This is a genomic window from Paraburkholderia solitsugae, from assembly GCF_013177695.1.
Taxonomy (GTDB): domain Bacteria; phylum Pseudomonadota; class Gammaproteobacteria; order Burkholderiales; family Burkholderiaceae; genus Paraburkholderia; species Paraburkholderia solitsugae.
Genome location: NZ_WOEY01000018.1, coordinates 137,742 through 161,285, shown reverse-complemented (window position 1 = coordinate 161,285; position 23,544 = coordinate 137,742). Strand labels below are relative to the sequence as shown.

The following is a 23,544-nucleotide window of genomic DNA, read 5'->3' as shown; positions in this document are numbered from 1 at the left end:
TACGCACTTTCTTCCCGGCCTTATATGTGGTTTTCCCCCCAGCGGGCTGCCTTAGACACCCCAGCGCAACACCAGCGGATCGAGCCGCCGCGCGACTTTCAGCAAGCCTGCACGCGTGACCGGATGCATCGGCGGCAATGGATGGCGCACCGCGTCCGATCGAATCACACCGCCTTCTTTCATCAAAGCTTTGCACGATGCGAGGCCGCCCTGGCGGTTTTCGTAGTTGATGAGCGGCAGCCATTCCTGATAGTGGGCGGCGGCCGCTTCGGTGTCGCCGGCCGCATAGGCGTCGACGATCAACCGGATGCCGTCCGGGTAGCCGCCACCGGTCATCGAACCGGTTGCGCCCGCATCGAGATCGGCCATCAGCGTGATCGCTTCTTCGCCATCCCACGGACCCACCACGGCTTCGCCGCCTAGTTCGATCAGCTCGCGCAGCTTGTTCGCCGCCTGCGGCACTTCGATCTTGAAGTACGCAACGTTCTCCAGTTCACGGGCCATGCGCGCGAGAAACGGTGCGGATAGCGCGGTGCCACTCACCGGCGCATCCTGGATCATGATCGGAATCCCGATGGCATCGGACACCGTGCGATAGAACTCATCGATGCCGCGCTCGCCAATACGGATCGTTGCGCCGTGGTACGGCGGCATGATCATCACCATCGCGGCGCCCGCAGCTTGCGCGCTGCGGCTGCGTTCAGCGCACAGATGCGAGCTGAAATGCGTGGTCGTGACGATCACCGGCACGCGCCCGGCGACGTGTTCGAGCACCAGGTGCATCAGCGTGTTGCGCTCGTCGTCGGATAGCGCGAATTGCTCGGAGAAGTTCGCCAGAATGCACAGGCCGTTGGAACCCGCGTCGATCATGAAATCGATGCAGCGTTTCTGGCCTTCCAGGTCGAGACGGCCGGCCTCGTCGAAGATGGTCGGTGCGACGGGGAACACGCCGCGCAATGGAGCAGGGTTGGGTGTTTGGGTCATGGCGATGTGCGTTGTGCTGAGGTGAGGGGATGACGCGATGAGGCGTGGGTTTTTGAATGTCTCCGTCGCCGACTATACGGCGGCGTGCGTGGCGGGTATATTGAATAGTTTCCATCTTGTGATCGCTTTTGCGACTCACCCCCTGGGTTCGCGGCAAGCCATGAAAGACACCCTGAACGTTCTGCTGTCGAGACTGCGCATGAAGCAGCTGCAATTGCTGATCGCGCTCGACGACCACACGTCGCTGCACAAAGCAGCCGGCGCGATGTCGATGACGCAATCGGCTGCGAGCAAGGCGTTACAGGAGCTGGAGTCGATGCTCGAGGCGCCGCTCTTCGAGCGTTCGAAGAGCGGCATGATTCCGAACCAGCTCGGCCACTGCGTGATCCGCTACGCGCGGCTCGTGGCGACCGACCTCACTGCGCTGTGCCAGGACGTCGCCGAGATACGCTCGGGGCGCGGCGGCCGTCTCGCGATCGGGGCGATCATGGGCGCGATTCCCGAATGCGTGGTGCCGGCGCTGAATGATCTGCATGCCGGGCAGCCGGGCCTGTCGATCGAAGTGGTGGAAGACACGAGCGCGCGCATGCTGCTGCAGCTCGACGAAGGCCGGCTCGATCTGGTGATCGGCCGTGCGGCAGTCGCCGCCGATCCGTCGAAATATCACTACCATCCGCTCGATGACGAGCCGTTATCCGTGGTGGTGGGTTATGAGCATCCGTCCTTGGCCAGGAAGGAAGTGACACTGCGTGATCTGGCCGGTCACCGCTGGGTGATGTATCCGTCGCATATGCCCTTGCACGCGTTGCTCGAACGCGAGATGGATCTGGCGGGGCTCGAGATGCCGGACAACCCGATCTCGACCGCCTCCACCTTTGTGACAGTCGCATTACTGCAAAACAGTGTCGATCTGGTTTCACTTTTGCCGACCGCGATCGCGGCGTTGTTCGCCCGGCAAAAAATGTTGCGTCTCGTGCCGGTCAAACTGAAGTCGCCTTCGCAAACCTTCGGCGTGGTCACGCGCAAAGGCGGCGTGCTGTCGCCGCCGGCTGAGCAATTCATTGCGTTGTTGCGAGGACGAAAGGTGGAGCAGGCGGGGAGTCAGGTGATGCGGAAGCAAAAAACTGCCTGAAACTAGCAGTTTTTCGACTTACGAAAGACATCCAATATCTCACGCCAAGCGGCGCTCTGCCATGTCTTGCGATGGGGTGTTGCTGCGGCGACACTCTCGGGTAAATCCGAACCGATTGCATGCTCGTTTTCCGCGCTACACTTGATCGAAGGTGCGCCGAATTGAAGAGCATGGCGCACGCTCGGGGAGAGCAGCCATGAATCGGCCACTGGTTCGGTTACCGCTTCGCACGACTGGCACGGCGCCCGTCAGGAAGTGGCTCAAATGGGGGCTGGCAGCGGCGTTTCTGCTCGCGCTGGCTTTGGCGGCCCGCTTTATGCAGGTCGAGATCGAAACGTCGCGACTGCAGGCGCGCTATCTCTCCGAACTTACGCGCGATGTAGGTTTCTCCGTCGAGAACGGTCCAAGTCATTCCATCCGCTTTCCTCAAGCAGACAAAGGCCCCTACGATAGCCGGCTCGGCTACGCGTTGCTGCCGTCGTTCCAGAAACGATTGCTCGAACGCGGGTTTGAAATCAGCGCACAGTCGCGCGATTCCGAACGGATGCTGTCGCTGGCCGATAACGGTCTATTTATTCCCTACGCCGAAAAAGATCAGGCGGGGCTGCAACTCTTCGATGGAACCGGCGCGCCGCTCTTTGGTGCACAGTTTCCAGGCCGCGTTTATGACAGTTTCGATTCGATCCCGCCACTAGTAGTCAATTCGCTGCTGTTTATCGAAGACCGCTATCTGCTCGATCCGGATCAGCCGAACCGCAATCCGGCGATCGACTGGGGACGCTTTAGCCGCGCGCTAGTCGACCAGGGCGCGCGCGTGTTCAACCGGCATCAGTCGACGCCCGGCGGCAGCACGCTGGCTACGCAAATCGAGAAGTTTCGCCACTCGGCGGACGGGCGCACGGCAACGCCGCCGGAAAAATTGCGGCAGATCGCATCGGCCTCGGTACGCGCCTATCTGAATGGCCCGCAAACCATGCCCGCGCGCCAGCAGATCGTCGTCCACTATCTCAACTCGGTGCCGCTTGCCGCGCAACCGGGTATCGGCGAAATCAACGGGATCGGCGACGGTCTGGCCGCCTGGTACGGTCGCGATTTCAACGACGTCAACCGCATTCTCAAAGCGCCGTCGACAGAAGAGAATCTCGCGGAGCAGGGCGAGGCGTTTCGCCAGGTGCTCTCACTGATGATCGCGCAGCGTGCGCCATCGTATTTGCTGAATCACGGCTATACCGAACTTGAACGTCTGACGGATAGCTATTTACGGCTGCTCGCGACCGGTGGTGTCATTTCGATTCCGCTGCGCGATGCCGCGCTGTCCGCGCAGGTGGATCTACGCCACGCGCCGAAAAAAACGCAGAACGCGGACTCGTTCGTGTCGCGCAAGGCCGTGACGTCGATGCGCTCGCATCTGTTGGCGGCGCTCGGCATTCCGAGTTTCTATGAACTCGACCGGCTCGACTTGCAGGCAACGGGCACGCTCAACAACGCCGTGCAGCAGGCCGTGAGTGATCGCCTCGCCGCCGCCGCGACGCGCGATGGCGCGCAAGCCGCCGGGATCGTCGGCTATGAAATGCTGCGCCCCGCCGACGATCCGTCGAAAATTGCCTATAGCTTCACGCTGTTCGAACGGCGTGACGGCGCGAACCTCGTGCGGGTGCAAACCGACAGCGTCAACCAGCCATTCGACATCAACTCCGGCGCGCGGCTGAATCTCGGATCGACCGCGAAAATGCGTACCGTCGTGACGTATTTGCAGATCGTCTCCGACCTGCATGCGCGTTATGGTTCAATGAGCACAGCGGAGCTGAAAGCTGTGAAGCCCGATCCGAACGATCAGCTTACGCGCTGGGCGCTCGATTATCTGACGCATACCTCGGATCGCTCGCTGCAAGCCATGCTCGATGCGGCGGTGGAGCGTAAATACTCGGCGAGCCCGGGCGAAACGTTCTATACGGGCGGCGGCGCGCAGTCCTTCAATAACTTCGATTCCGACGACAACAGCCGCATTCTGACCGTGCACCGCGCCTTCCAGCATTCAGTGAATCTGGTGTTCGTGCGGCTGATGCGCGATATCGTCCACTACGAGATGGTGCAGACCACCGGACCATCGTCGCAATGGTTGGGCGATCCAGCAATCCGCAAGATGTATCTCACGCGTTTCGCGGATCAGGAAAGCCGCGTGTACATGAATCGTTTTTACACGAAGTACCACGGCAAAGCACCCGAGCAGCAGTTGGCCTTGCTGCTGCTAGGCGTGCGCAAATCGCCGCCTAAAGTGGCGACGGTGTTGCGCAGCGTCGCACCGGACGAATCGAATGCGTGGTTCAACGCGAAGATGCGTGCCGCGTTGAAGAACACGCCGGCGGCCTCCATGCTGGACGATGAGGATCTGGGGAACCTATACGACAAGTATGCGATCGACCGCTTTAATCTGAACGACCGCGGCTACATTTCGAGCGTGCATCCGCTGGAACTGTGGACCCTCAACTATCTGCGCAGCCATCCCGACGCGACGCTCGACCAGATCGAAAACGCGAGCCGCGACGTGCGTCTGTCGACGTATTCCTGGCTCTTCAAGACGCGCTATCACGCCACCCAGGATCGCCGTATCAAGCGGATGGTCGAACTGCGCGCGTACGATGCGATCGGCAAGTCGTGGCAGGCCCTTGGCTATCCGTTCGCGACGCTTACGCCGTCGTATGCTGCGGCGATTGGCGCATCCGGCGACCGGCCGGCCGCGCTCGCGCAACTGATCGGCGTGATTGCCAACGGCGGCAATAAGGTGCCGACCGAAAGCCTCACGCAACTCGACTTCGCGCAAAACACGCCGTACGAAACGCATTTCCAGCGCGCGGCGGTGGCGCCGCAGCAGCAGTTGTCGCCAGAGATCGCCGGGGTTGTCAGGGGGCTGTTGCGCGATGTTGTATTAGGCGGTACGGCTAAGCGTCTCGCCCAGGGTATGACGTTCCCCGATGGTCAGACACTTGAGATTTACGGCAAGACCGGCACCGGCGATCAGCGCTTCAACGTGTGGGCCAAAGGCGCGCGCCTGATCGAGTCGCGCAAGGTGAACCGCAGCGCAACCTTCGTGTTTGTGATGGGAGACCGCTTCTACGGCACGCTGACCGCCTGGGTGCATGAGCCATATGCGGCCCATTACGAGTTCACCAGCGCACTCTCGGTGCAGTTGCTGAAGTCGTTGGCGCCGGTACTGCAGCCGTTGCTGCAAAACCCGCCTGCTAAAACTGCTTCTGTAGCGAAGGTGGCGGCACAATGAGCAGTTGGTGAGCCACGGGCAATGACTGTATGAGCGCCGTGCAAGCTTCATGGGCGAGGGTGCGCTCGCTGCGGACCCGTGCACAACAGGAAACCGAAGCGTCTCGACGCCTAATAGCCCGCGTCCGTCGCCGGCTTAAGAAAAAGTTCGTGCACGGGCGCGAAATGCGCGTATAGCGGCAGAATCGCACCACCCATGGCCCGCGCATCGGCGCCGATGGTGCCTTCCAGCAGTTGCGGGCGCACCATGCCTTCCCATTCGAAGCGATCGAGCACGCGCTCGGTGCGCCGAATGATTTCGCGCACCAGTTGCCGGTCGAGCTCGCCGTCGATCACCACCGCTTCCAGGTCGAGCAGGGCAGCCGCGTTGGTCAACGCATTGGCGATCGCGGGACACGCGGTATCGAGCCATTGTTCGGTCTGCCGCCACAGTTCAGGCGACAACGCGCGATGATCATGCGCGGCGGCAGCCGGCGCGCCCGCGTCGATCAACAACTGTTCCAGAACGAAACCCGATGCTGCGTGCAGCAGTTGCCGCGCCGGCTTGCGCGCGCTGCCGTCTCTCAACGGAATCGAACCGACAGCGCCTGCGTTGTCATGCGGCCCGCCATGCAAACGGCCGTCGATCACCAGACCACCGCCGATAAAGGTGCCGACGAACAGATAGAGAAAATTGTGAATCCCGCGCCCTTGGCCCATCACGAGTTCGGCGGCGCAGGCGGCGGTGGTGTCTTTGGCGAACTCGACAGGCAAGCCCGTCATCGCCGCGATACGGGTACGCAAATCGATCTCGTGCCAAGCGTCCAGCGCTTCCTGCGGCGCGCCGAGAAAGTCGCGCCAGCCGCCGAGCCACAACGGCGCCGCCACGCCCACGCCAACCACTTTGTTCGCCCTCGCGCCGAGCGTCTGATTTACGCGCGCCAGTTTGCTGTCGAGCGCCGGGAATAGCGTGCGCGGATCGGGATAGGCATACTCGAATACGTCGCGGCACACGACGTGGCCCGCGAAATCCATTGCCAGCACGTCGAGACTACGGCGTCCCACCTTGATGCCGATGGTGTACGCGCCGTCGGCACGCAATGCGATCGGCACCGAGGGTTGACCGATGCGGCCGCGCACGCGCGCCTGCTTCTCGAGCAGGCCGTCGTCGATCAGACGGTCGACGATCATCGACACGGTCTGCATCGACAGACGCGTGAGACGGCCCACCTCGGCTTTCGGCAGCGGCCCATGCAGACGGATCGTCTGCAGGACGATCCGTTCGTTGAATTGCCGCATGCCGACCTGGTTCGAGCCGACCGTGCGTTTGAGGGGGGAACGTGTACCGGTGGTTTCCATCGTCGTGTGCCCCTCAGCGGGATGCAGGCATCATGCAATCGCCTTGACGTCCGCTTCCTTCGCGCCCGTCATGATCGCCACGGCCTCTGACATATGGATGTCTTTGGTGTTCACCACCGCGGCACGCCGGCCAAGCCGCTGGATATGAATGCGGTCCGCGACTTCGAACACGTGCGGCATGTTGTGGCTGATCAGGATCACCGGCAGTCCGCGCTCGCGCACGCGGCGGATCAGTTCGAGCACCATGTTGCCTTCCTTGACACCGAGTGCGGCGGTGGGCTCGTCGAGAATCACCACATGCCGCGCGAACGCCGCGCTGCGTGCTACGGCCACGCCTTGACGCTGGCCGCCGGAGAGCGTTTCGACCGCCTGGCGCATTGAACGGATGCCGATTTGCAGATCCTTCATGTGCGCGGTGGCTTCGTCGAGCATGCGGCGCTTGTCGATCATCTTGAAGATCGAACCACGCCAACCCGGTTTGACGAGCTCACGGGCGAGAAACAGGTTTTCGGCGATGCTCATCGCGGGCGCCACCGCGAGCTCCTGGTACACAGTCTCGATGCCTTGAGCGCGTGCATCCAACGGGCTGCGGAATTTGACCGGTTTGCCGTCGAGCAGGATTTCGCCTTCATCGGGGACGGTGGCGCCCGAAAGCGCCTTGATCAACGACGACTTGCCCGCGCCGTTATCGCCGATCACAGCGAGAATCTCGCCGGGCAGCACTTCGAAATCGCAGCCGTCGAGCGCGGTGACGCTGCCGTAGCGTTTGACGAGTCCGCGTGCCTGCAGAACGGGCATCACGGTGGAAGCAGAAGTAGATGTCGACATGACAGGCTCCTTTAGGGCTCAACCGCGACGATGGGACAGTTTGTCCGCGGCTACCGCGAGAATCACGAGCATGCCGGTGATCAACACCTGGTAGACCGACGAGACGCCGATCAACGTCAAGCCATTGCGGAACACGCCAACAATCAGCGCGCCGAGCAGCGTGCCCATAATCGAGCCGCGTCCGCCGAACAGACTCGTGCCGCCCAGCACCACCGCGGTAATACTGTCGAGGTTCTCGGTTTGCCCAGCCTGCGGGTCGCCGACCCCGGTGCGCGATACCGACAACAGCGCGGCGATGCCGTAGATCGCACCGGCCAGCGAATACACGGTGAGCAAAATCTTTTGCGAGGAGAGGCCCATCAGGCGAGCGGCTTCGGGGTTATTGCCGAGCGCATACAAATGCCGGCCGGGCACGGTGTCGCGTAAGACGAACCACGTCGCCGCATACATCAGCAGTGTGAGGACCGTGCCGTAGGTGACATCGGCGGGGCCGAACTTGAACGTGTTGCCGAGGAACATGATCGCGTCCGGCAGGTTCGAGACGCTTTCCGCGTTCGAATAGATCTGCGTGAGCGCGAACGCAATATTCAGTGTGCCCAGCGTGACGATAAAGGCCGGCAATTTGATCCGCGTGATCAGCACGCCATTGAGCGCGCCGAACAGCGTGCTTGCGGCGACACCGCACAGAATCGCGAGAACGGGCGGCACGCCGAGCGTGACCGCGAATTTGGTCATGATGATCGAGCCGAACGCCATCACCATCCCGCACGACAGATCGATCCCGCCCGTCAGCACGATCAGCGTCTGGCCGATTGCGATCGTGGCGACCACCATCGTCTGTTGCAGGATCAGCGAGAGGTTCTGGAACGACAGGAACCGGTTGCTCTGTGAAATGAAGAAGCCGCAGGCCAGCAGCAGGGCGATCAGCGGTCCGATTTCAGCGAGCGACGGCAGGCGGTCGGCGAAGGTGCGCGAGTGGGCAGCAGGCGCGGAAGGGGTCGACATGATAGGTGTCCTCGATGCATGAGCGGGGCGGGCTGGCCACGCGGCAAATACGCGGGGCCGGCCATCTAGCAATGAAGCAATGAAGCAATGAAGCAATGAAGCAATGAAGCAATCCAGCAATCCAGCAATCCAGCAATCCAGCAATCCAGCAATCCAGCAATCCAGCAATCCAGCAATCCAGCAATCCGGCAATCCGGCAATCCGGCAATCCGGCAATCCGGCGGCCCAGCGCAGTTGGCCGCCTTTTCAATACGCGTTACTTGTTGCCCCAGCAATTGTCGAGGCCGAACTTCGTATCCTTGCTATCGATGCCGGACATCGGCTTATCGGTGATCAGGGTCACCCCCGTGTCCTGATAGCCGGAGACCTTCTTGCCGGTCTTCGCATAGTCGACGCCCGCCGTCACGCCGAGCGCGGCCATCTTCAACGGATACTGCTGCGAGGTGGCGGCAATCGCGCCGGCCTTCACATTGCGTACGCCTTCGCAGCCGCCGTCAATGGACACGATCATCACGCTCTTGTCTTTGCCCGCCGCTTTGAGCGCGCGATACGCACCCGCTGCGGCCGGTTCGTTGATCGTATAGACCACGTTGATGTCCGGCGATTTCTGCAGGCAGTTCTCCATCGCCGTCTGACCCTTCGCCTGATCGCCGCGGGTGTCCTGGCTGCAGACGATCGACGGATCGCCTTCCTTCACGCCGAAGCCTTCCAGGAAGCCGTTATGACGCAGCACGCCGACCGAAACGCCGGGCGCTAAGTCGAGCGTAGCGATCTTCGCGGGCTTGCCGTTCATCGCGGCTTTCGCGTACTTGCCGATCAGCACGCCGGCTTTGAAGTTGTCGGTGGCGAAGAGGGCGTCCGTGGCATCCTGCGGATCGGTCGGCGTGTCGAGCGCGACCACCATCACACCGGCGGCGCGCGCTTTCCTGATGCTCGGCACGATCGCCTTCGTGTCGCTCGGTGTGATCAGAATCGCTTTCGCGCCGGCCGTCATCATGTTTTCGATGGCGGTGACCTGGCTCGCGTTGTCGCCGTCGAACTTGCCGGCGGCGGTGAGCAGCTTGGCGCCGTCTTTTGCGGCAGCCGCTTCGGCACCTTCTTTCATCTTCACGAAGAACGGGTTGGTGTCCGTCTTGGTGATGAGGCCGACGACAGGCTGGTCGGCCGCCTGGCTCGCGCTCGCACACCACACCGCCGATGCCGCAACGCACATCGACACGATTTTCCTGGCGACAGGATGCCTGCGGGAATTCAGATTCATGGGACGCTCCTCCGGTTATTGGCAACGACGTTGTGAACTGCGGGCGATTGCACACGCGAACGCTGCGCGCTTGCAATCTGTTCGCAATCTGGATTGGAACCTGTAGCGATTCCTGGGCAGCCCGAAGTGGACTGCTTAAATCACTTTAGTTGATTTAGTAGAGCAGGCGTGGAGACGCTCGTCAAGGAAACGATCGGAGAAGACGTCGACGCGCTGAAGCGCTCGCTAGGGCGGCGGGCCTTACGTGACGGGGTTTGGCGGGAGTGGTGCGATGCAAGGTCGAGCCCCGGAACTTCGGGAAAGTCCTGGCTCGCTTGTAAGCGAATTGAAGTCTTAAGTGATCTTTCGCGACGGGGTGGGCGGCCGTCGCGAAGGTAGTCAGTGGCGGCTGAGCGTAATGCCATGTACGCAATAACCGGCCCTTCCAGCCGGATCACATTCTGATGACATCCATCACGGTCTTCTTGTTGTCCTTAAACTGGTAGATCGTGATCGCTGCGTCCCGCAGGTCGCCGTGCGGGTCAAACGCAATGTGCCCGATCACGCCGTCATAGCTCGTCGCAGGCATCGCTGCGAGAATTTTCGATCGGTCGGTCGAATTCGCTCGCTTCATTGCGTCATAGATAACGTAGACGGCGTCATACGTGAACGGAGCGTAGGCGTCTATCGGTGTGTTGAAGCGCGCCACGTATCGCTTGTCAAAGTCTTGACCCTTTGGCATTTTTGACAAGGCAAGTCCGGCTTCTGAACATGTCACGTTGCCAATTGCGCTGCCGGCAAGTTGCGTCATGTTCTCCGTGCAGGCACCGTCGCCTCCCAGCACCTTTGCGGTGATGCCGAGGTTAGCCGCCTGTTTCGCCAGCGGGCCGGCCGTTGCGTCCGAGCCGCCATACATGATTGCGTCGGGTTTCAGACCCTTGATTTTCGTCAGAATCGCTCGGAAGTCGACGGCTTTATCGGTCGTCGCTTCGTGGGTCACGATAACGGCGCCTCGTGCTTTTGCCGCTTTTTCAAATTCTTGCGCGAGACCCTGGCCATATGCGGTTGAGTCGTCCACGATTGCAATTCGCTTTGCGTGCATGGTGTCGACTGCGTAGCGAGCCAGTGCCGGCCCTTGCAGTGCGTCGGTCGCGACGACGCGGTAGGTCGTTTTGAAGCCTTGCAGGGTATAGGTGGGATTGGTCGAGCCTTGCGAGATCTGCACCAGGCCGGCCTCGCTGTAGATCTTCGAGGCCGGGATCGAAACCCCGGAGTTGATATCGCCGACCACGGCGACCACGCCATCGTCAACGAGCTTCTGGGCGACTTGAGTCCCTGTGCGTGGGTCGGCGGCGTCGTCCTGAGCATCGAGTTGCAGATGGACCGGCTGGCCGCCGATGACCGGATGCTGGCTGTTGATCTCGTCGATGGCAAGCCTCGCCGCATTTTCGCTGTCCTTGCCCATATGCGCGAGTTGCCCTGTCAAGGGCGCGGCATGACCAATCAGGACCACGGCCGGCTCCGCGGCGAAGCTCGCGCTGCCTGCGCCAAGCAGTAGCGTAGCGGCGGTCGTTTGCAGCGTCCGATTCAGTTTACTGAACGAGGGTGACATGGGCGGCTCCTTGGTTTCGGTTCAATGAGTGTTCGACCGCCAAATTCTTCCGTCCAACGACTTATTTTATTGACCGGCGATAGATAAATCTGATTGACCCCAGGACTTTCCCGGTAGGCCGCCCTTTGTGCGTTGGGCCGCCACGGTCACAACAAAAAGTTGCGCCAGGTGGCCAGTTTTTGTTGTCACGGGCCTGATTTTGCGGCGCTAAACTCTGCCAATGCACTGCAGCTGTCCGTTTGCGCGGGCGCAATACGTGGAGCCTGATTGTGCGTCCGTTGACAATACTAGGTGTCTGATGAATGTCCGTTTTCTAGAAACGTTTGTATGGCTTGCAAAGCTGCGCAATTTCCGGCTGACAGCGGAGCGCTTGCATGCGACACAGGCCGCAATTTCCAGTCGGATATCTGCGCTCGAGCAGGAATTCGGCGTGCGTCTATTCGATCGGGGACCGCGCGACGTCAAGCTGACCCAGGAAGGGACCAAAGCGCTAGTCTTCGCTGAGCAGATTCTGAAACTCACGAACGACATGCTCGCAAGCGTCAGCGACCGCTCGCATGTGAGCGGATTGTTGCGGGTCGGCGTGATGGAATCCGTCGTGCATACGTGGCTTCCCGAGTTGCTACGGCGAGTGCGGGACGAATATCCGAACCTGACGATCGAGCTGACCTGCGACACCTCGACGAATCTGTCCGTGCAGCTGGTTAATGGCAACGTGGATATCGCTTTTTTGAGCACCGCTGTAACCGGTGCTGACGCGGAAAATGTTTCGCTCGGCGCATTGCCGATGCGATGGGTGGCGAGTCCGTCACTGAATCTGTCGGCTGAAGCACTATCGGAAGCTGAACTGGCGAGCTTCCCGATTGTGAGCTTTGCCCGTCATTCGTCGCCGCATGTGTTTGTAGCAGGCCTGTTTGCAGCCGCCGGCGAGCCGCACGTGCAAATCAACTGCGTGTCTTCGGTCGCGGCGATTATCAGGCTCGTACTCGACGGTTTCGGCATTGCGGTCCTGCCGACAGCTTTCGTGACCCGCGAGTTGGAGTCCGGTCATCTGCAACTGCTGAAAGTGACTCATCGAGTCCCGGAACTCCCGCTTTTCGCATCCTTCCGGCGAAGTCCGGACAGTTTGCTATGCGAGTCGATCATGCATCTGGCGCTCAAGGTCATGCGAGAGTTCAGCCTGGAGAGCGGTCCGGATATCGCGCTCTTTCCAGACACCGATGAAGCGCTGCCACCTCATTGAGTGGCACCCCGTGAAGTCTTCTTCGACTATCAAAGGCCTGAACCGAGATGCCAACTGCTACGCCTCTGACCATTCAACCGCTTACTGCCGGCGCTTTCGAACCCTATGGATGGATGTTAGGCAAACCGTTTCCGGAGGATAGCGCGGCGCCTTCGTTTGCAAGCCCGTCTTCCGATTTCTGGCGTGAGCATCTGTTCGATGCCGGACTGTCCGGAGACCCTGAAATTCTGTGGGTCAGATACCGCGATTGCGAAGCCGAGGTGATGAAGCTCGAGGCGCATTGGCTGACTGAGCAGGCCGTGGTGCCGCTGACCGGACCTCTCGTGCAGATTGTCGCGACGAGTACACCGGATGGGCACCCGAACCTTGATTCATTGGCCGCTTTCAAGGTGCCTGTCGGGGAGGGGATCTGCATGCGGCCGCGCTGCTGGCACGCCACGCGTGCATTGCAGAGCGAGGTGACGTGCCTCATGCTTACGCGCCGCTCGACGACGTTCGAGCTTGCAGTCCATCTGCTTACAGGCGCTCCCACTGGCGAAAGCGCGATTCGGCAGATTCCGCCGTACCAGCTGGTCGGCGCGCTCGCCCTCATACAGGCGTCGACGCTTCAATGAAGGTGCCGAGGTTCAGTCATCCGGTGTGGAATCCGACGCGGTTCCAAGGCAGTTTGCGCCCGAAGGGACTTACCCGCAGGAACTTACCCGCGCGGCGTGAGCCTTTGACGCTTCGTTTCGAGGTGGGTGACGACACGCTGCAAGGTCCGCTCGGCCGGTCCCGGCGTCTGCACGAACTTGCAGCCGATCACGAAGCGCCGGTCGCCCTTCGGCGTCGTCAATTGCCGCGGCGCGACGATTTCCAGATCGAGCCGCAACGTGCCGAAGCTGCCGAGTTGCAGCGTGACGTCGCGCAATACGGTACCGCTTTCAAGTGAGCCGAAACGCGCATCGGCGGTGTTCAACGCCACGCCGCCCAATGAAAGATCCTGCAGTTCCAGCCGGAACGAGCCGCCGTCCACATACGGTCCGCTAGCGATGTACGGATCCAGCACGGGCGTTTGCACGCGGAAGAATTCGCGGCGTTGAACGTAGTACAGGAGCGAGGGGAAGGCTGCCTCGAAAGCCGGGCGCTCTTCGAACATGATCGGGTTGGCGTTGAGCGTGGTGAACTCCGTGCGAATGCCACCTGGCAAACTGCGGAAGATCAGCTGGCGCGCAGCCGGAAGCGCGTAATTGTCCATCTCCACACTGCCAGCGTCGAAGATAAAGCGAGCATTGCGCGAATCGACATCGAGCACTTGCGTAACGATCTGGCGGCCGTTGAATTCCACCGTCACGAAGTCCTGGCCGGCCATCAGCTTGCGCAGGCAAACTGCGATTTGCAAGGGATGGCGCTGCGCGAAGGTCGAGTCTGCGTCGAAGGTCTGTTCGGCGACATCGGCGTCCAGCAGAAGATCGGCAATCATTTGAGTATCCATGCTTGTTATGGCCTTGGCCTGGCCTGTTGGGGGAGCGCAAGCGGCATGTGAGTCATGCCGGCGCTCGGCCTTTCCCTGTCTGATTGCAGGGACCGTGCCAACTGCATGGGTGGACTGATCGAAATGGTGTTTTTGCGGTGGGACCGCTTGATACGGGCGTTTGCGGGCGGAGGCCCGGGAGGTGGGGGCGGTCGTACGTAGGGTTCGCTACGTAACGTCCTCGATGCTGTTACGGCCACAGGAACACAGGGGTGGCAGCCAGGCCAGGCACGCTGCCTGGCGACGCCGCTACTACGACCGGCGCGTCACACGAAGCGATGCCTGGCGTCAAGCGGGGACTCAACGAGGCCGATTTTCACTGCATCATTCAACGCGCCTGACGCGCCGGGCCGGTCGATGCGCGCACGACGAGTTGAGGCGGCGAGGAAATCCGCATCGGCACGCTAGCAGCGAGTTGGCGACCCGCTTGCCCATACGACGATTCGATCAACTCACGCAACAGATCGACCGCGAGGTCGGCAACTTCGACGGTCGGCACAGCCACCGTCGTCAACGCGGGCCGCGACTCGCGCGCCAGTTGAATATCGGTAATGCCGATCACGGACAGATCGCCCGGTACGCTCAAGCCGAGATCGGCGGCGGCGTGCATCGCGCCGAGCGCCGGCAGATCGTTGGTCGCGAAGATCGCGGTGAGTGTCGGATCGGCTTCCAGCAGCGCACGCGCCGCGGTATAGCCGCCTTGTATCGTGTCGGGCGCATGCTTGACCCGGCCCTTCGGCACGCCGGCCGCACGCACTGCGTCGACAAATCCTTCATAACGGGCCGCGTGAATGCCCGAGGCCTTGCTGCCGACAATCGCGCCGATCCGCCGGTGGCCGAGCGCCAGCAGATGCGTGCCGGCCAACTCGCCTGCCAGACGAAAATCGACCGCGACGCACGGCAGCCCCGGCGGCTCATTGGGCCGTTCCCACATGCACAACACTATGGGCGTGCCGCGCGATTCGGTCGCATGAAGGTCCGCAAAATCGAGGTTCGCATTTGTCACGAGCACGCCCTCGGAAAGCGTGCCGGCGATCTGGTCGAGATACGCGCGCCCGGTCAGCGGATCTTCGTTCGTATTGCAGATAATCACGAAGTGGCCGCTGCTGCGCGCCGCGCGTTCGACGGCAAGCGCGAACTCCGGATAGAACGGATTGGCGATGCTCGACACCATCAACGCCAGTGTCGGCGCGCGGCCTTCGGCGAGCGCACGGGCGGCGAGATGCGGGCGGTAGCCGAGCGCGTCGACGGCGTCCAGCACCCGTTGGCGGGTGGTCGCGCCGACTCGCCCGCGATTGCGCAAGACGTTCGATACCGTGGCAGGGGTGACGCCGGCATGACGCGCGACTTCGCTGAGGGTTGGCATGGCTATTCAATATTTGGGATGACTGTCCGACATTTGCATCGCAGCTTCAGGCGCGGCACCATTTGCCGCACAGACAAAACGATATCGGAGACAGGCAAGGCCCAGCGATCGCATGCGATCGATTTTTTTCGGCCCTGCTGATTAAGCGCTTAATCTCCGACATCGAGCCGATTAAATCACGGAGTCGATGCGATGGCGAGCATTTCGTTGAGAGGCGTGCAGAAGGCGTATGGCGACGGCGCGCTGGTGATCCGCGATGTCGATCTGGAGATCGGCGAGAACGAATTCTGCGTGTTTCTCGGTCCGTCCGGCTGCGGCAAGTCCACCTTGCTGCGGATGATCGCCGGCCTCGAAGACGTGACTGACGGCGATCTGTCGATCTCCGGGCGCCTCGTCAACGACGTACCGGCGGCCCAGCGCGGCGTGGCGATGGTGTTCCAGAGCTACGCGCTGTTTCCGCATATGACCGTGTTCGAGAACATGGCATTCGGCCTCAAGCTCGCCAAAACCCCCAAAGACGAAATTGACCGCAAGGTGCGGGAAGCCGCGCGCATCCTGCAACTGGAGGCCCTGCTCGAGCGCCGGCCGAAGGCACTTTCCGGCGGCCAGCGGCAGCGCGTGGCGATCGGCCGCGCCATCGTGCGCCAGCCGGGCGTGTTCCTGTTTGACGAACCGCTCTCCAATCTCGATGCGACGCTGCGTGGCCAGACCCGCATCGAAATCGCGCGGTTGCATAAGCAGTTCGCCAAAGCCAGCGTGGTGTACGTCACGCACGACCAGATCGAAGCGATGACGCTCGCCGACAAGATCGTGCTGCTGCACGCGGGCAAGGACACGGAGCGCTACGGCAGCATCGCGCAGATCGGCGCGCCGCTCGAGTTGTATCACCGTCCGAAGAGCCGTTTCGTCGCCGGTTTCATCGGTTCGCCGCGCATGAACTTTTTGCCGGGGCGGGTGGCGTCGGTCGATCCGCAGGGCGTGACCGTCACGCTAGATCACACCGATGAAAACGTGCGCGTGCCGGTCAGCGGCGATGGGCTCCAGGCGTCGCAACCCGTCACGCTCGGCGTGCGTCCCGAACACCTGGAATTCATCGGCGCGGCAACTTCTGAAAACGCGCAGGACGCCGTGCTGACCCGCACCGTGTCCCTCGTCGAACAGCTCGGCGAGCACAGCTATGTCCACCTCGATCAGCCCGGCGGCGCCGCGCTGATCGCCAAGGCGCCGGGCGACACACGCCTCGCGCCGGGTGACCGCGCGAGCTTGCGTGTTCCCAGCCGCGCTTGCCATTTGTTTACCGAAGACGGCTTCGCCGCCGCTTCGCTCGAATCCGTCGAACACTACGCATAGAGGACATTCGGATGCGCCTTGGAGTCTGTTATTACCCGGAACACTGGCCGGAGTCGATGTGGGAAGACGACGCTCGCCGAATGAAAGCACTCGGCATCGAGCAGGTGCGAATCGCCGAATTTGCGTGGAGCCGGATGGAGTCAACGCCAGGCGAATATGACTGGGGCTGGCTGGATCGCGTGATCGACGTACTCGGCGCAGCCGGCCTTCAGGTCGTCATGTGCACGCCGACGGCGACGCCGCCCAAGTGGCTGATCGACCGTCATCCGGACATTCTGCCGATCGGTGCGGACGGCCGTCCTCGTGCCTTCGGTTCACGCCGTCATTACGATTTCTCATCGCCTTCGTATTTCGCCGCGTCGCAGCGGATTTGCACGGCGGTTGCCGAGCGTTACGGCAAGCATCCGGCTGTCGCGTACTGGCAGACCGATAACGAATTTGGTTGCCATCACACGGTAATCAGTTATTCGCCGGCGGCGGTAGGGCGCTTTCGCGAATGGCTCAAGGCGCGCTATCAAACCATCGATGCGCTGAACCGTGCGTGGGGCACGGTGTTCTGGAGCATGGAATACCGCAGCTTCGACGAGATCGACGCGCCGGTGGCGACTGTCACCGAGGCGCATCCGTCACACCGGCTCGATTATCGGCGCTTTGCCTCCGACGAAGTGGCGCGCTACAACCGCATGCAGGTCGAGATCATCCGCGCGCATTCGCCGGGGCGGCCGGTCGCGCACAACTTCATGCAGCTCTTTACCGAGTTCGATCACTACAAGGTGGCGGCCGATCTCGACGTTGCCGCGTGGGACAGCTATCCGCTCGGCGCGCTCGAAGAGCAGTGGTTTGCGCCGGACGTGAAGGCGCGCTGGTTGCGCAGCGGGCATCCCGACTTTGCGTCGTTCAATCATGACGTGTATCGCGGCATGTCGAAGCTGCCGTTCTGGGTGATGGAGCAGCAGCCCGGTCCGGTGAACTGGGCACAGTGGAATCCGGCGCCGCTGCCTGGCATGGTGCGGCTGTGGAGTTGGGAGGCGTTCGCGCACGGCGCGGGCTGTGTGTCGTATTTCCGCTGGCGCCAGGCGCCGTTTGCGCAGGAGCAGATGCACGCCGGTCTGAACACGCCCGATAACCGGCTCGACGTCGGCGGTCATGAAGCCGCGCAGGTCGCCGACGAGATTCGCGCGGTGCTCGCCGCGAACGCCGACGCCAATGCTGCGATCCGTTCGAAGGTCGCGCTCGTCTACGACTACGAGGCGAAGTGGCTCTTCGAGATCCATCCGCAGGGCGCGGACTTTCACTATCCGCGCTTCGCATTCGAGTACTACTCGGCGCTGCGTGCGCTCGGACTCGATGTCGATATCGTCCCGGTCGATGCGTCGCTCGACGGCTATCGTTTGATCGTCGTGCCGCCGTTGCCGGTCGTGCCTGCCGATTTCGCCGCGCGGCTTGCAAGCTCGAGCGCGCAAGTCGTGCTGGGTCCACGCACCGGCTCGAAAACAGCAGACCTGCAGATTCCGGCGAACCTGCCTCCGGGGGCGCTGGCCTCGGTGCTGCCGTTGCGTGTGTGGCGCGTCGAATCGATGCGGCCGAATGTGACGGAAGCAGTGCGGCTGGCGGATAGCCAGGATGCGAGCGTGGAAGACGGCGTCGCGCGCCACTGGCGCGATTTCATCGATGCCGACGGCGATGCAGCGGCTTCGCTCGACGTGCGAGCCCATTTCGCCGACGGCCATCCTGCCTACGTGAAAAGCGGCGCGTTTCATTACCTCGCGAGCCTGTTCGACGATGCGCTCACCGTTCGCCTTTTCGCGCGGATCGCCGAGGAAGCCGGTGTCGACACGATAGCGCTCGGCGACAGCGTACGGTTCAGCCGTCGTGGTGCACTGACCTACGTGTTGAACTACGGCGATCAGACGCACACGCTGGCCGATGTTGCCGACGACGCGTTCGTGATCGGTTCACGCGCGATCGAACCGCAGGGTGTGGCCGTCTATCGATCGGGCAAATGATTTGAAGCGCTAAACGAAGGATTCCATGCAGTAACAACAACGACGCAAGATCAAGGCATAAAGGAGACAGCAACATGGCACTGAAACCACGCAATATTCTGCTGGCACTCGCGCTGGCCGCGGCCGCCGCGGGGGCATCCGTCGTCAGCACGGCACACGCCGGCACGCTCGAGGTCAACATCGCGTTCAAGGGCGCAAGTCAACGCGCCGTCTGGCAGTCGATCATCGACGACTTCAAGAAAACGCATCCCGGTACCGACGTGAAGGTGTCGTTCGTCGATGAAGAAGCGTACAAGGTCCAGTTGCCTGGTTGGCTCTCCACCGTCGCGCCCGATATCGTCAACTGGCATGACGGCGAGCGGATGGCGTATTACGCGCAGCGCGGCCTGTTCGAAGATCTGAGCGGCGACTGGGCGAAGAACGGTTGGAACGACATGTATGCGTCGACGAAGGAAGCGTCGTCGTATAAGGGCAAGCAGTACGCCGCACCGACCGTTTATTACTCGTGGGGCATGTTCTATCGCAAGGATCTGTTCCAGAAGGTCGGCATTAGCGGCGAGCCGAAAACGTGGGACCAGTTTCTCGACGACTGCAAGAAGCTGAAAGCGGCGGGCATTACGCCGATTGCCGTGGCAGGCCGTGATTCATGGACGCTGGCCGGCTGGTTCGACTACCTCGACCTGCGCCTGAACGGCAACGCGTTCCATCAGAAACTGATGGCGGGCGACATCGCGTACGCCGATCCGCGCGTGAAGAAGGTCTACACGACGTGGAAGCAACTGATCGACGCCGGCTATTTCATCGACAACTCGCTCTCCTACGATCTGGATGCGGTGCAGCCGTTCCTGTTCCAGGGCAAGGCTGCGATGATGCTGATGGGCACCTTCATCACCGGTGGTTTCCCGCCGAGCGTCAAGCCGGAAATGGGCTACTTCCAGTTCCCGATCATCGACGCGAACGTGCCTACTGCCGAAGAGGGGCCGGTCGAATCGCTGAATATTCCGTCGAAGGCCAAGAACAAGGCGGATGCGCGTGCCTTCCTTGCGTTCGTCGAGACGCCGGAAAATGGCGCGAAGCTGGCGGCCGGGCTCGGCTCGCTGTCGGCGAACAGCAAGTCGCCTGAACCCGAGGATCCAATCTCGAAGATCGGCTTCCAGATTCTCGCGAACACGAAGGGCGGCATTGCGCAGTTCTACGATCGCGACATGACGAAGGAAATGGCCGATGAGGGGATGAAGGGGATGCAGCAATTCATCTCCGATCCGTCCAAGCTCGACGACATCCTCGCGCAACTCGAGCAGACGCGTAAGCGGATCTACAAGAAGTGAGCGGTGGCGGCCCTGGCTTGGGCCGCTACTCGTTGCATCAGATCGGCAACTATGTTGCATGGGACCAGAGTAAGCGCTGAAGCGCCAACAGCTTTGCATGGGATCGGAGTAAGCGCTAAAGCGCCAACTCCGATCGACATCTGGTCGAAAGGAGAATGATCGTGTCGCACTCTGTCACCCGTCACACTGTCGGCGGTCCTGCCGACCCCGGCGGTGCTGGCCTGCCTGCTTCGGGCGTACCGGCTTCGGGCGGGTCATCGCGCGGCGGGCCACCAGGCGTGGCGCGCCGGCGCCGTCCATCGCCCACCTCGCGCCGGCAGCGGCGAGCCGCATTTCTGTTTCTCGCGCCCGCCTGCGTGATGGTGGCGATCTACGTCGTGTGGCCGATCATCTCGACCATCCGCCTGAGCTTTTTCAACTGGGACGGGATGACCGACCCCTCGTTCGTCGGTCTCGCAAACTATGTCGAGTTGTTCCATGCGCCGACGTTCTACACGGCACTGAAGAATAACCTCATCTGGCTGCTGCTGTTCCTGCTTGCACCGCCGATGGGGCTCGCCGTCGCGCTCTATCTGAACCAGGCGGTGGCCGGCATCCGCATCGTCAAATCGCTGTTCTTCGCACCGTTCGTATTATCGGGCGTAGTGGTTGGTTTGATCTTCTCGTGGTTCTACGACCCAACCTTTGGCTTGCTCGCGGTGATTCTCGGACACGGCGTGCCGGTACTCGGCGACCCGCGTTACGCGACCCTCGGAATCGTGTTCGCGGCGCTGTGGCCGCAAACCGCGTATTGCATGATTCTCTACCTGACCGGGCTGACGTCGCTGAACGCCGAGCAAATCGAGGCTGCGCGAATGGAGGGCGCGCGCGGCTGGTCGATGCTGTGGCACGTGATCCTGCCGCAGTTGCGGCCGACCACGTTCATGGCGATCGTCGTCACGGTGATCGGTGCGTTGCGTAGCTTCGATCTGATTTCGGTGATGACGGGCGGCGGACCGTTCGAAAGTTCGACCGTGCTCGCGTACTACATGTACGACCAGGCGATCAAGTATTACCGCATCGGCTATTCCGCAGCGGTGGCCGTCGTGCTGTTCGCGATCATGCTGGTGTACATCGTTTATCACTTGCGCCGCATGCTGCGCGCCGAGCAATAAGGAGCCGCTCATGTTTCCGATCCCGATCGACAAATGGAAGCCGGTGACGCGCCGCGTGTACAAACTGACGTTGCCACTCGCGCTGCTGATCTGGCTGCTGCCGATGATCGCGGTTCTCGTGACCTCGGTGCGCTCGACGGAAGAACTGAGCGAGGGCAACTATTGGGGCTGGCCGAAGCACTTCGCGATGCTCGATAACTATCGCGAGGCGTTGACGGCCTCGCCGATGCTGCATTACTTCTGGAACAGCGTGCTGATTACGGTGCCCGCTGTAGTGGGCTCGATTGCGCTGGCGGCGATGGCGGGCTTCGCGCTGGCCATCTATCGGTTTCGCGGGAATTCGACGTTGTTTGCGACGTTCGTTGCGGGCAATTTTGTCCCGGTGCAGGTGTTGATGATTCCGGTGCGGGATCTCTCATTGCAGCTCGGGCTATTCAATACGGTGAGCGCGCTGATTCTGTTCCATGTGTCGTTTCAGACTGGCTTCTGCGCGCTGTTTCTGCGCAATTTCATCAAGCAGTTGCCATTTGAACTGGTTGAGGCGGCGCGGATCGAAGGCGCGAACGAATGGACGGTGTTCTTCAGAATTGTGTTGCCCTTGATCCGTCCTGCGCTTGCGGCGCTGGCGATCCTCGTATTCACGTTCGTCTGGAATGACTACTTCTGGGCGCTGTGTCTGACGCAAGGTGACGACGCCGCGCCGATTACCGTAGGCGTCGCGGCATTGAAGGGGCAGTGGACCACGGCGTGGAATCTTGTGTCCGCCGGGTCGATTCTGGCCGCGTTGCCTTCGGTCGCGATGTTCTTCGCGATGCAGAAGCATTTTGTGGCGGGATTGACGTTCGGGGCGACGAAAGGGTGATGAGGGCGCGCTACGCGAGGCAAGCTCGCGTAGCGCCACTCGGGAACGACCGGGATTGGGATTAGAACGTATGCCGGATTGCCGCACGGACGACAATCTGACTCGACGACGAAGACAGATCTTGCGCGCCGGGCACATACGCCTGATCCAGCGCTGATCCGGTGGTGTCGCCTGTGATCTTCTGAAGGGCGCCCTGGAGGTAGACATCGGTGCGCTTTGACAGGTTGTAGTCCGCCATCAAGCCCACCGTGTGAATCTTCGGCCGTACGCTGCCTGTCGTTGCATCGTAGTTCTCCAGCGTATAGACGTATTGCGCACCCACAAAGAACGCCGGCGTGAACTGATACTTCCCGTTCAGTTCGAAATTCTGATACTTCAAACTGGTCAACGTGCCGCCTGCGAGCGCGCCGCGAGTCGGTTCGATGCTTTCCTGTCCGCTGAGGTAGGCGAGATTCGCAGTCGGATTACTCATGTTCGTGTTGGTATAGACGAACCCGACGGTTGCCGGCCCGGCTGTATAGTTGATCCCTGCGCCAAAGATGCGCAAGCGCTCCGATTGAAAGTTCGCGTCTGCGGCGACTGTCGAACTCGAACCGGCAATTGCGCCACCGGACGTGGCCCCAGGGTTGTCCGCATTCAGATAGGACGCGGCGATCAACAATCCGCCGTTCGTGTACTGTGCGCCGACGCTCAACTGCCGGTTATTGGCGAAGCCGGTGCTGTTGCTGAAGCTATACGTGCCGCCGAACTGGAGGCCGGCGATATCCGGACTCGCATACTTGACCGTGTTGTTGACACGGAACGTGTTATCCGTGTTGTCGTTATCGAACGGATGGGATAACAGATAGCCGCCCCAGTTACCGTTGGCTGTCGTCTGCGCGAGATAGTCGACCACCGAGTCGTATTGACGGCCGAACGTAACCGTTCCGTACTGCTCGCTCTCAAGACCGACATAGGCCTGGCGTCCGAACCCGAGTCCGCCTTGTGCGAGCTTGCCGGTGTTGACATTGAAGCCGCTTTCGATCTGGAAGATCGTCTTGAGGCCGCCGCCGAGATCTTCGGAACCTTTCAGTCCCCAGCGGCTGCCCTGTGCATAACCGCTTGTCAATTCGTACACGTGACTTCCGCCAACGTTATTCGTGAAGTCGATACCCTCGTCGATGACGCCATACAGGGTTACGCTGTTCTGCGCAAAAGCCGACGTTGCACATGCGGACGTTATCGCAATACAAATAATTGTTTTATTCAATTCGTCATCCTGAATATATGAGATATTTTTCTATTCAATTGCTGTCGACCAAACCTGA

Annotated in this window: 18 protein-coding genes; 9 read left to right on the top strand and 9 right to left on the bottom strand. The window is 61.3% G+C overall.

Annotated features, from left to right (window positions below):
• Window positions 1-51: 51 nt before the first annotated feature.
• Window positions 52-984 (bottom strand): dihydrodipicolinate synthase family protein, encoded by a 933-nt coding sequence (locus tag GNZ12_RS05065; RefSeq protein WP_172309317.1) that lies wholly within the window; start codon window positions 982-984, stop codon window positions 52-54.
• Between the two features lie 160 nt (window positions 985-1,144).
• On the opposite strand from GNZ12_RS05065, the gene GNZ12_RS05060 reads away from it, so the two are divergent.
• Together GNZ12_RS05060 and GNZ12_RS05055 are read left to right on the top strand one after the other, a co-directional pair.
• Entirely contained in the window at window positions 1,145-2,116 is a 972-nt protein-coding gene (locus GNZ12_RS05060) for a LysR family transcriptional regulator (RefSeq protein WP_172309316.1), read from the top strand.
• Window positions 2,117-2,312: 196 nt separating this feature from the next.
• On the top strand, window positions 2,313-5,393 hold the full coding sequence (locus GNZ12_RS05055; RefSeq protein WP_172309315.1) for a transglycosylase domain-containing protein: 3,081 nt from the start codon (window positions 2,313-2,315) through the stop codon (window positions 5,391-5,393).
• A gap of 110 nt (window positions 5,394-5,503) precedes the next feature.
• On the opposite strand, the gene GNZ12_RS05050 is transcribed toward GNZ12_RS05055, so the two are convergent.
• The 5 genes from GNZ12_RS05050 to GNZ12_RS05030 form a co-directional block, all read right to left on the bottom strand.
• Window positions 5,504-6,730 (bottom strand): ROK family transcriptional regulator, encoded by a 1,227-nt coding sequence (locus GNZ12_RS05050; protein WP_172309314.1) that lies wholly within the window; start codon window positions 6,728-6,730, stop codon window positions 5,504-5,506.
• A gap of 30 nt (window positions 6,731-6,760) precedes the next feature.
• Window positions 6,761-7,558 (bottom strand): ATP-binding cassette domain-containing protein, encoded by a 798-nt coding sequence (locus tag GNZ12_RS05045; RefSeq protein ID WP_172309313.1) that lies wholly within the window; start codon window positions 7,556-7,558, stop codon window positions 6,761-6,763.
• 18 nt (window positions 7,559-7,576) lie between these two features.
• Entirely contained in the window at window positions 7,577-8,563 is a 987-nt protein-coding gene (locus GNZ12_RS05040) for an ABC transporter permease (RefSeq protein ID WP_172309312.1), read from the bottom strand.
• Window positions 8,564-8,819: 256 nt separating this feature from the next.
• Window positions 8,820-9,824, bottom strand: a complete 1,005-nt coding sequence (locus tag GNZ12_RS05035) for a sugar ABC transporter substrate-binding protein (protein WP_172309311.1) — start codon at window positions 9,822-9,824, stop codon at window positions 8,820-8,822.
• Window positions 9,825-10,257: 433 nt separating this feature from the next.
• A complete protein-coding gene (locus tag GNZ12_RS05030; RefSeq protein WP_172309310.1) occupies window positions 10,258-11,415 on the bottom strand; it encodes a branched-chain amino acid ABC transporter substrate-binding protein in 1,158 nt (385 codons plus the stop codon).
• 298 nt (window positions 11,416-11,713) lie between these two features.
• Between GNZ12_RS05030 and GNZ12_RS05025 the strand changes: the two genes are divergently transcribed.
• Together GNZ12_RS05025 and GNZ12_RS05020 are read left to right on the top strand one after the other, a co-directional pair.
• Window positions 11,714-12,658, top strand: coding sequence for a LysR family transcriptional regulator (locus GNZ12_RS05025; RefSeq protein ID WP_172309309.1), 945 nt, complete (start codon window positions 11,714-11,716; stop codon window positions 12,656-12,658).
• Window positions 12,659-12,705: 47 nt separating this feature from the next.
• The gene (locus GNZ12_RS05020; RefSeq protein WP_172309308.1) at window positions 12,706-13,272 is read left to right on the top strand and encodes an ureidoglycolate lyase; all 567 of its coding nucleotides are present in this window, start codon (window positions 12,706-12,708) and stop codon (window positions 13,270-13,272) included.
• Window positions 13,273-13,355: 83 nt separating this feature from the next.
• Here the strand turns inward: GNZ12_RS05020 and GNZ12_RS05015 are convergent, their stop codons facing one another.
• Window positions 13,356-14,120 (bottom strand): flagellar brake protein, encoded by a 765-nt coding sequence (locus GNZ12_RS05015; RefSeq protein WP_172309307.1) that lies wholly within the window; start codon window positions 14,118-14,120, stop codon window positions 13,356-13,358.
• A 379-nt stretch (window positions 14,121-14,499) separates the two neighbouring features.
• Window positions 14,500-15,537: a LacI family DNA-binding transcriptional regulator gene (locus GNZ12_RS05010; protein WP_172309306.1), complete on the bottom strand. Its 1,038-nt coding sequence runs from the start codon at window positions 15,535-15,537 to the stop codon at window positions 14,500-14,502.
• A 192-nt stretch (window positions 15,538-15,729) separates the two neighbouring features.
• On the opposite strand from GNZ12_RS05010, the gene GNZ12_RS05005 reads away from it, so the two are divergent.
• The 5 genes from GNZ12_RS05005 to GNZ12_RS04985 all read left to right on the top strand — a co-directional run bounded on the left by GNZ12_RS05005 (window position 15,730) and on the right by GNZ12_RS04985 (window position 22,237).
• The gene (locus GNZ12_RS05005; protein ID WP_172309305.1) at window positions 15,730-16,887 is read left to right on the top strand and encodes an ABC transporter ATP-binding protein; all 1,158 of its coding nucleotides are present in this window, start codon (window positions 15,730-15,732) and stop codon (window positions 16,885-16,887) included.
• An 11-nt stretch (window positions 16,888-16,898) separates the two neighbouring features.
• The gene (locus tag GNZ12_RS05000) at window positions 16,899-18,893 is read left to right on the top strand and encodes a beta-galactosidase (RefSeq protein WP_172309304.1); all 1,995 of its coding nucleotides are present in this window, start codon (window positions 16,899-16,901) and stop codon (window positions 18,891-18,893) included.
• 74 nt (window positions 18,894-18,967) lie between these two features.
• The gene (locus GNZ12_RS04995; protein ID WP_172309303.1) at window positions 18,968-20,221 is read left to right on the top strand and encodes an ABC transporter substrate-binding protein; all 1,254 of its coding nucleotides are present in this window, start codon (window positions 18,968-18,970) and stop codon (window positions 20,219-20,221) included.
• 155 nt (window positions 20,222-20,376) lie between these two features.
• Window positions 20,377-21,375, top strand: a complete 999-nt coding sequence (locus tag GNZ12_RS04990; protein ID WP_172309302.1) for a carbohydrate ABC transporter permease — start codon at window positions 20,377-20,379, stop codon at window positions 21,373-21,375.
• 10 nt (window positions 21,376-21,385) lie between these two features.
• Window positions 21,386-22,237 (top strand): carbohydrate ABC transporter permease, encoded by an 852-nt coding sequence (locus GNZ12_RS04985; protein WP_172309301.1) that lies wholly within the window; start codon window positions 21,386-21,388, stop codon window positions 22,235-22,237.
• Between the two features lie 61 nt (window positions 22,238-22,298).
• Here GNZ12_RS04985 and GNZ12_RS04980 read toward each other — a convergent pair whose 3' ends face one another.
• Window positions 22,299-23,486, bottom strand: a complete 1,188-nt coding sequence (locus tag GNZ12_RS04980; RefSeq protein WP_172309300.1) for a porin — start codon at window positions 23,484-23,486, stop codon at window positions 22,299-22,301.
• Window positions 23,487-23,544: the final 58 nt, after the last annotated feature.

Coding starts and splice junctions, on each gene's coding strand:
- GNZ12_RS05065 (WP_172309317.1), bottom strand. CDS start 984: ATGACCCAAACACCCAACCCTGCTCCATTGCGCGGCGTGTTCCCCGTC.
- GNZ12_RS05060 (WP_172309316.1), top strand. CDS start 1,145: ATGAAAGACACCCTGAACGTTCTGCTGTCGAGACTGCGCATGAAGCAG.
- GNZ12_RS05055 (WP_172309315.1), top strand. CDS start 2,313: ATGAATCGGCCACTGGTTCGGTTACCGCTTCGCACGACTGGCACGGCG.
- GNZ12_RS05050 (WP_172309314.1), bottom strand. CDS start 6,730: ATGGAAACCACCGGTACACGTTCCCCCCTCAAACGCACGGTCGGCTCG.
- GNZ12_RS05045 (WP_172309313.1), bottom strand. CDS start 7,558: ATGTCGACATCTACTTCTGCTTCCACCGTGATGCCCGTTCTGCAGGCA.
- GNZ12_RS05040 (WP_172309312.1), bottom strand. CDS start 8,563: ATGTCGACCCCTTCCGCGCCTGCTGCCCACTCGCGCACCTTCGCCGAC.
- GNZ12_RS05035 (WP_172309311.1), bottom strand. CDS start 9,824: ATGAATCTGAATTCCCGCAGGCATCCTGTCGCCAGGAAAATCGTGTCG.
- GNZ12_RS05030 (WP_172309310.1), bottom strand. CDS start 11,415: ATGTCACCCTCGTTCAGTAAACTGAATCGGACGCTGCAAACGACCGCC.
- GNZ12_RS05025 (WP_172309309.1), top strand. CDS start 11,714: ATGAATGTCCGTTTTCTAGAAACGTTTGTATGGCTTGCAAAGCTGCGC.
- GNZ12_RS05020 (WP_172309308.1), top strand. CDS start 12,706: ATGCCAACTGCTACGCCTCTGACCATTCAACCGCTTACTGCCGGCGCT.
- GNZ12_RS05015 (WP_172309307.1), bottom strand. CDS start 14,120: ATGATTGCCGATCTTCTGCTGGACGCCGATGTCGCCGAACAGACCTTC.
- GNZ12_RS05010 (WP_172309306.1), bottom strand. CDS start 15,537: ATGCCAACCCTCAGCGAAGTCGCGCGTCATGCCGGCGTCACCCCTGCC.
- GNZ12_RS05005 (WP_172309305.1), top strand. CDS start 15,730: ATGGCGAGCATTTCGTTGAGAGGCGTGCAGAAGGCGTATGGCGACGGC.
- GNZ12_RS05000 (WP_172309304.1), top strand. CDS start 16,899: ATGCGCCTTGGAGTCTGTTATTACCCGGAACACTGGCCGGAGTCGATG.
- GNZ12_RS04995 (WP_172309303.1), top strand. CDS start 18,968: ATGGCACTGAAACCACGCAATATTCTGCTGGCACTCGCGCTGGCCGCG.
- GNZ12_RS04990 (WP_172309302.1), top strand. CDS start 20,377: ATGATCGTGTCGCACTCTGTCACCCGTCACACTGTCGGCGGTCCTGCC.
- GNZ12_RS04985 (WP_172309301.1), top strand. CDS start 21,386: ATGTTTCCGATCCCGATCGACAAATGGAAGCCGGTGACGCGCCGCGTG.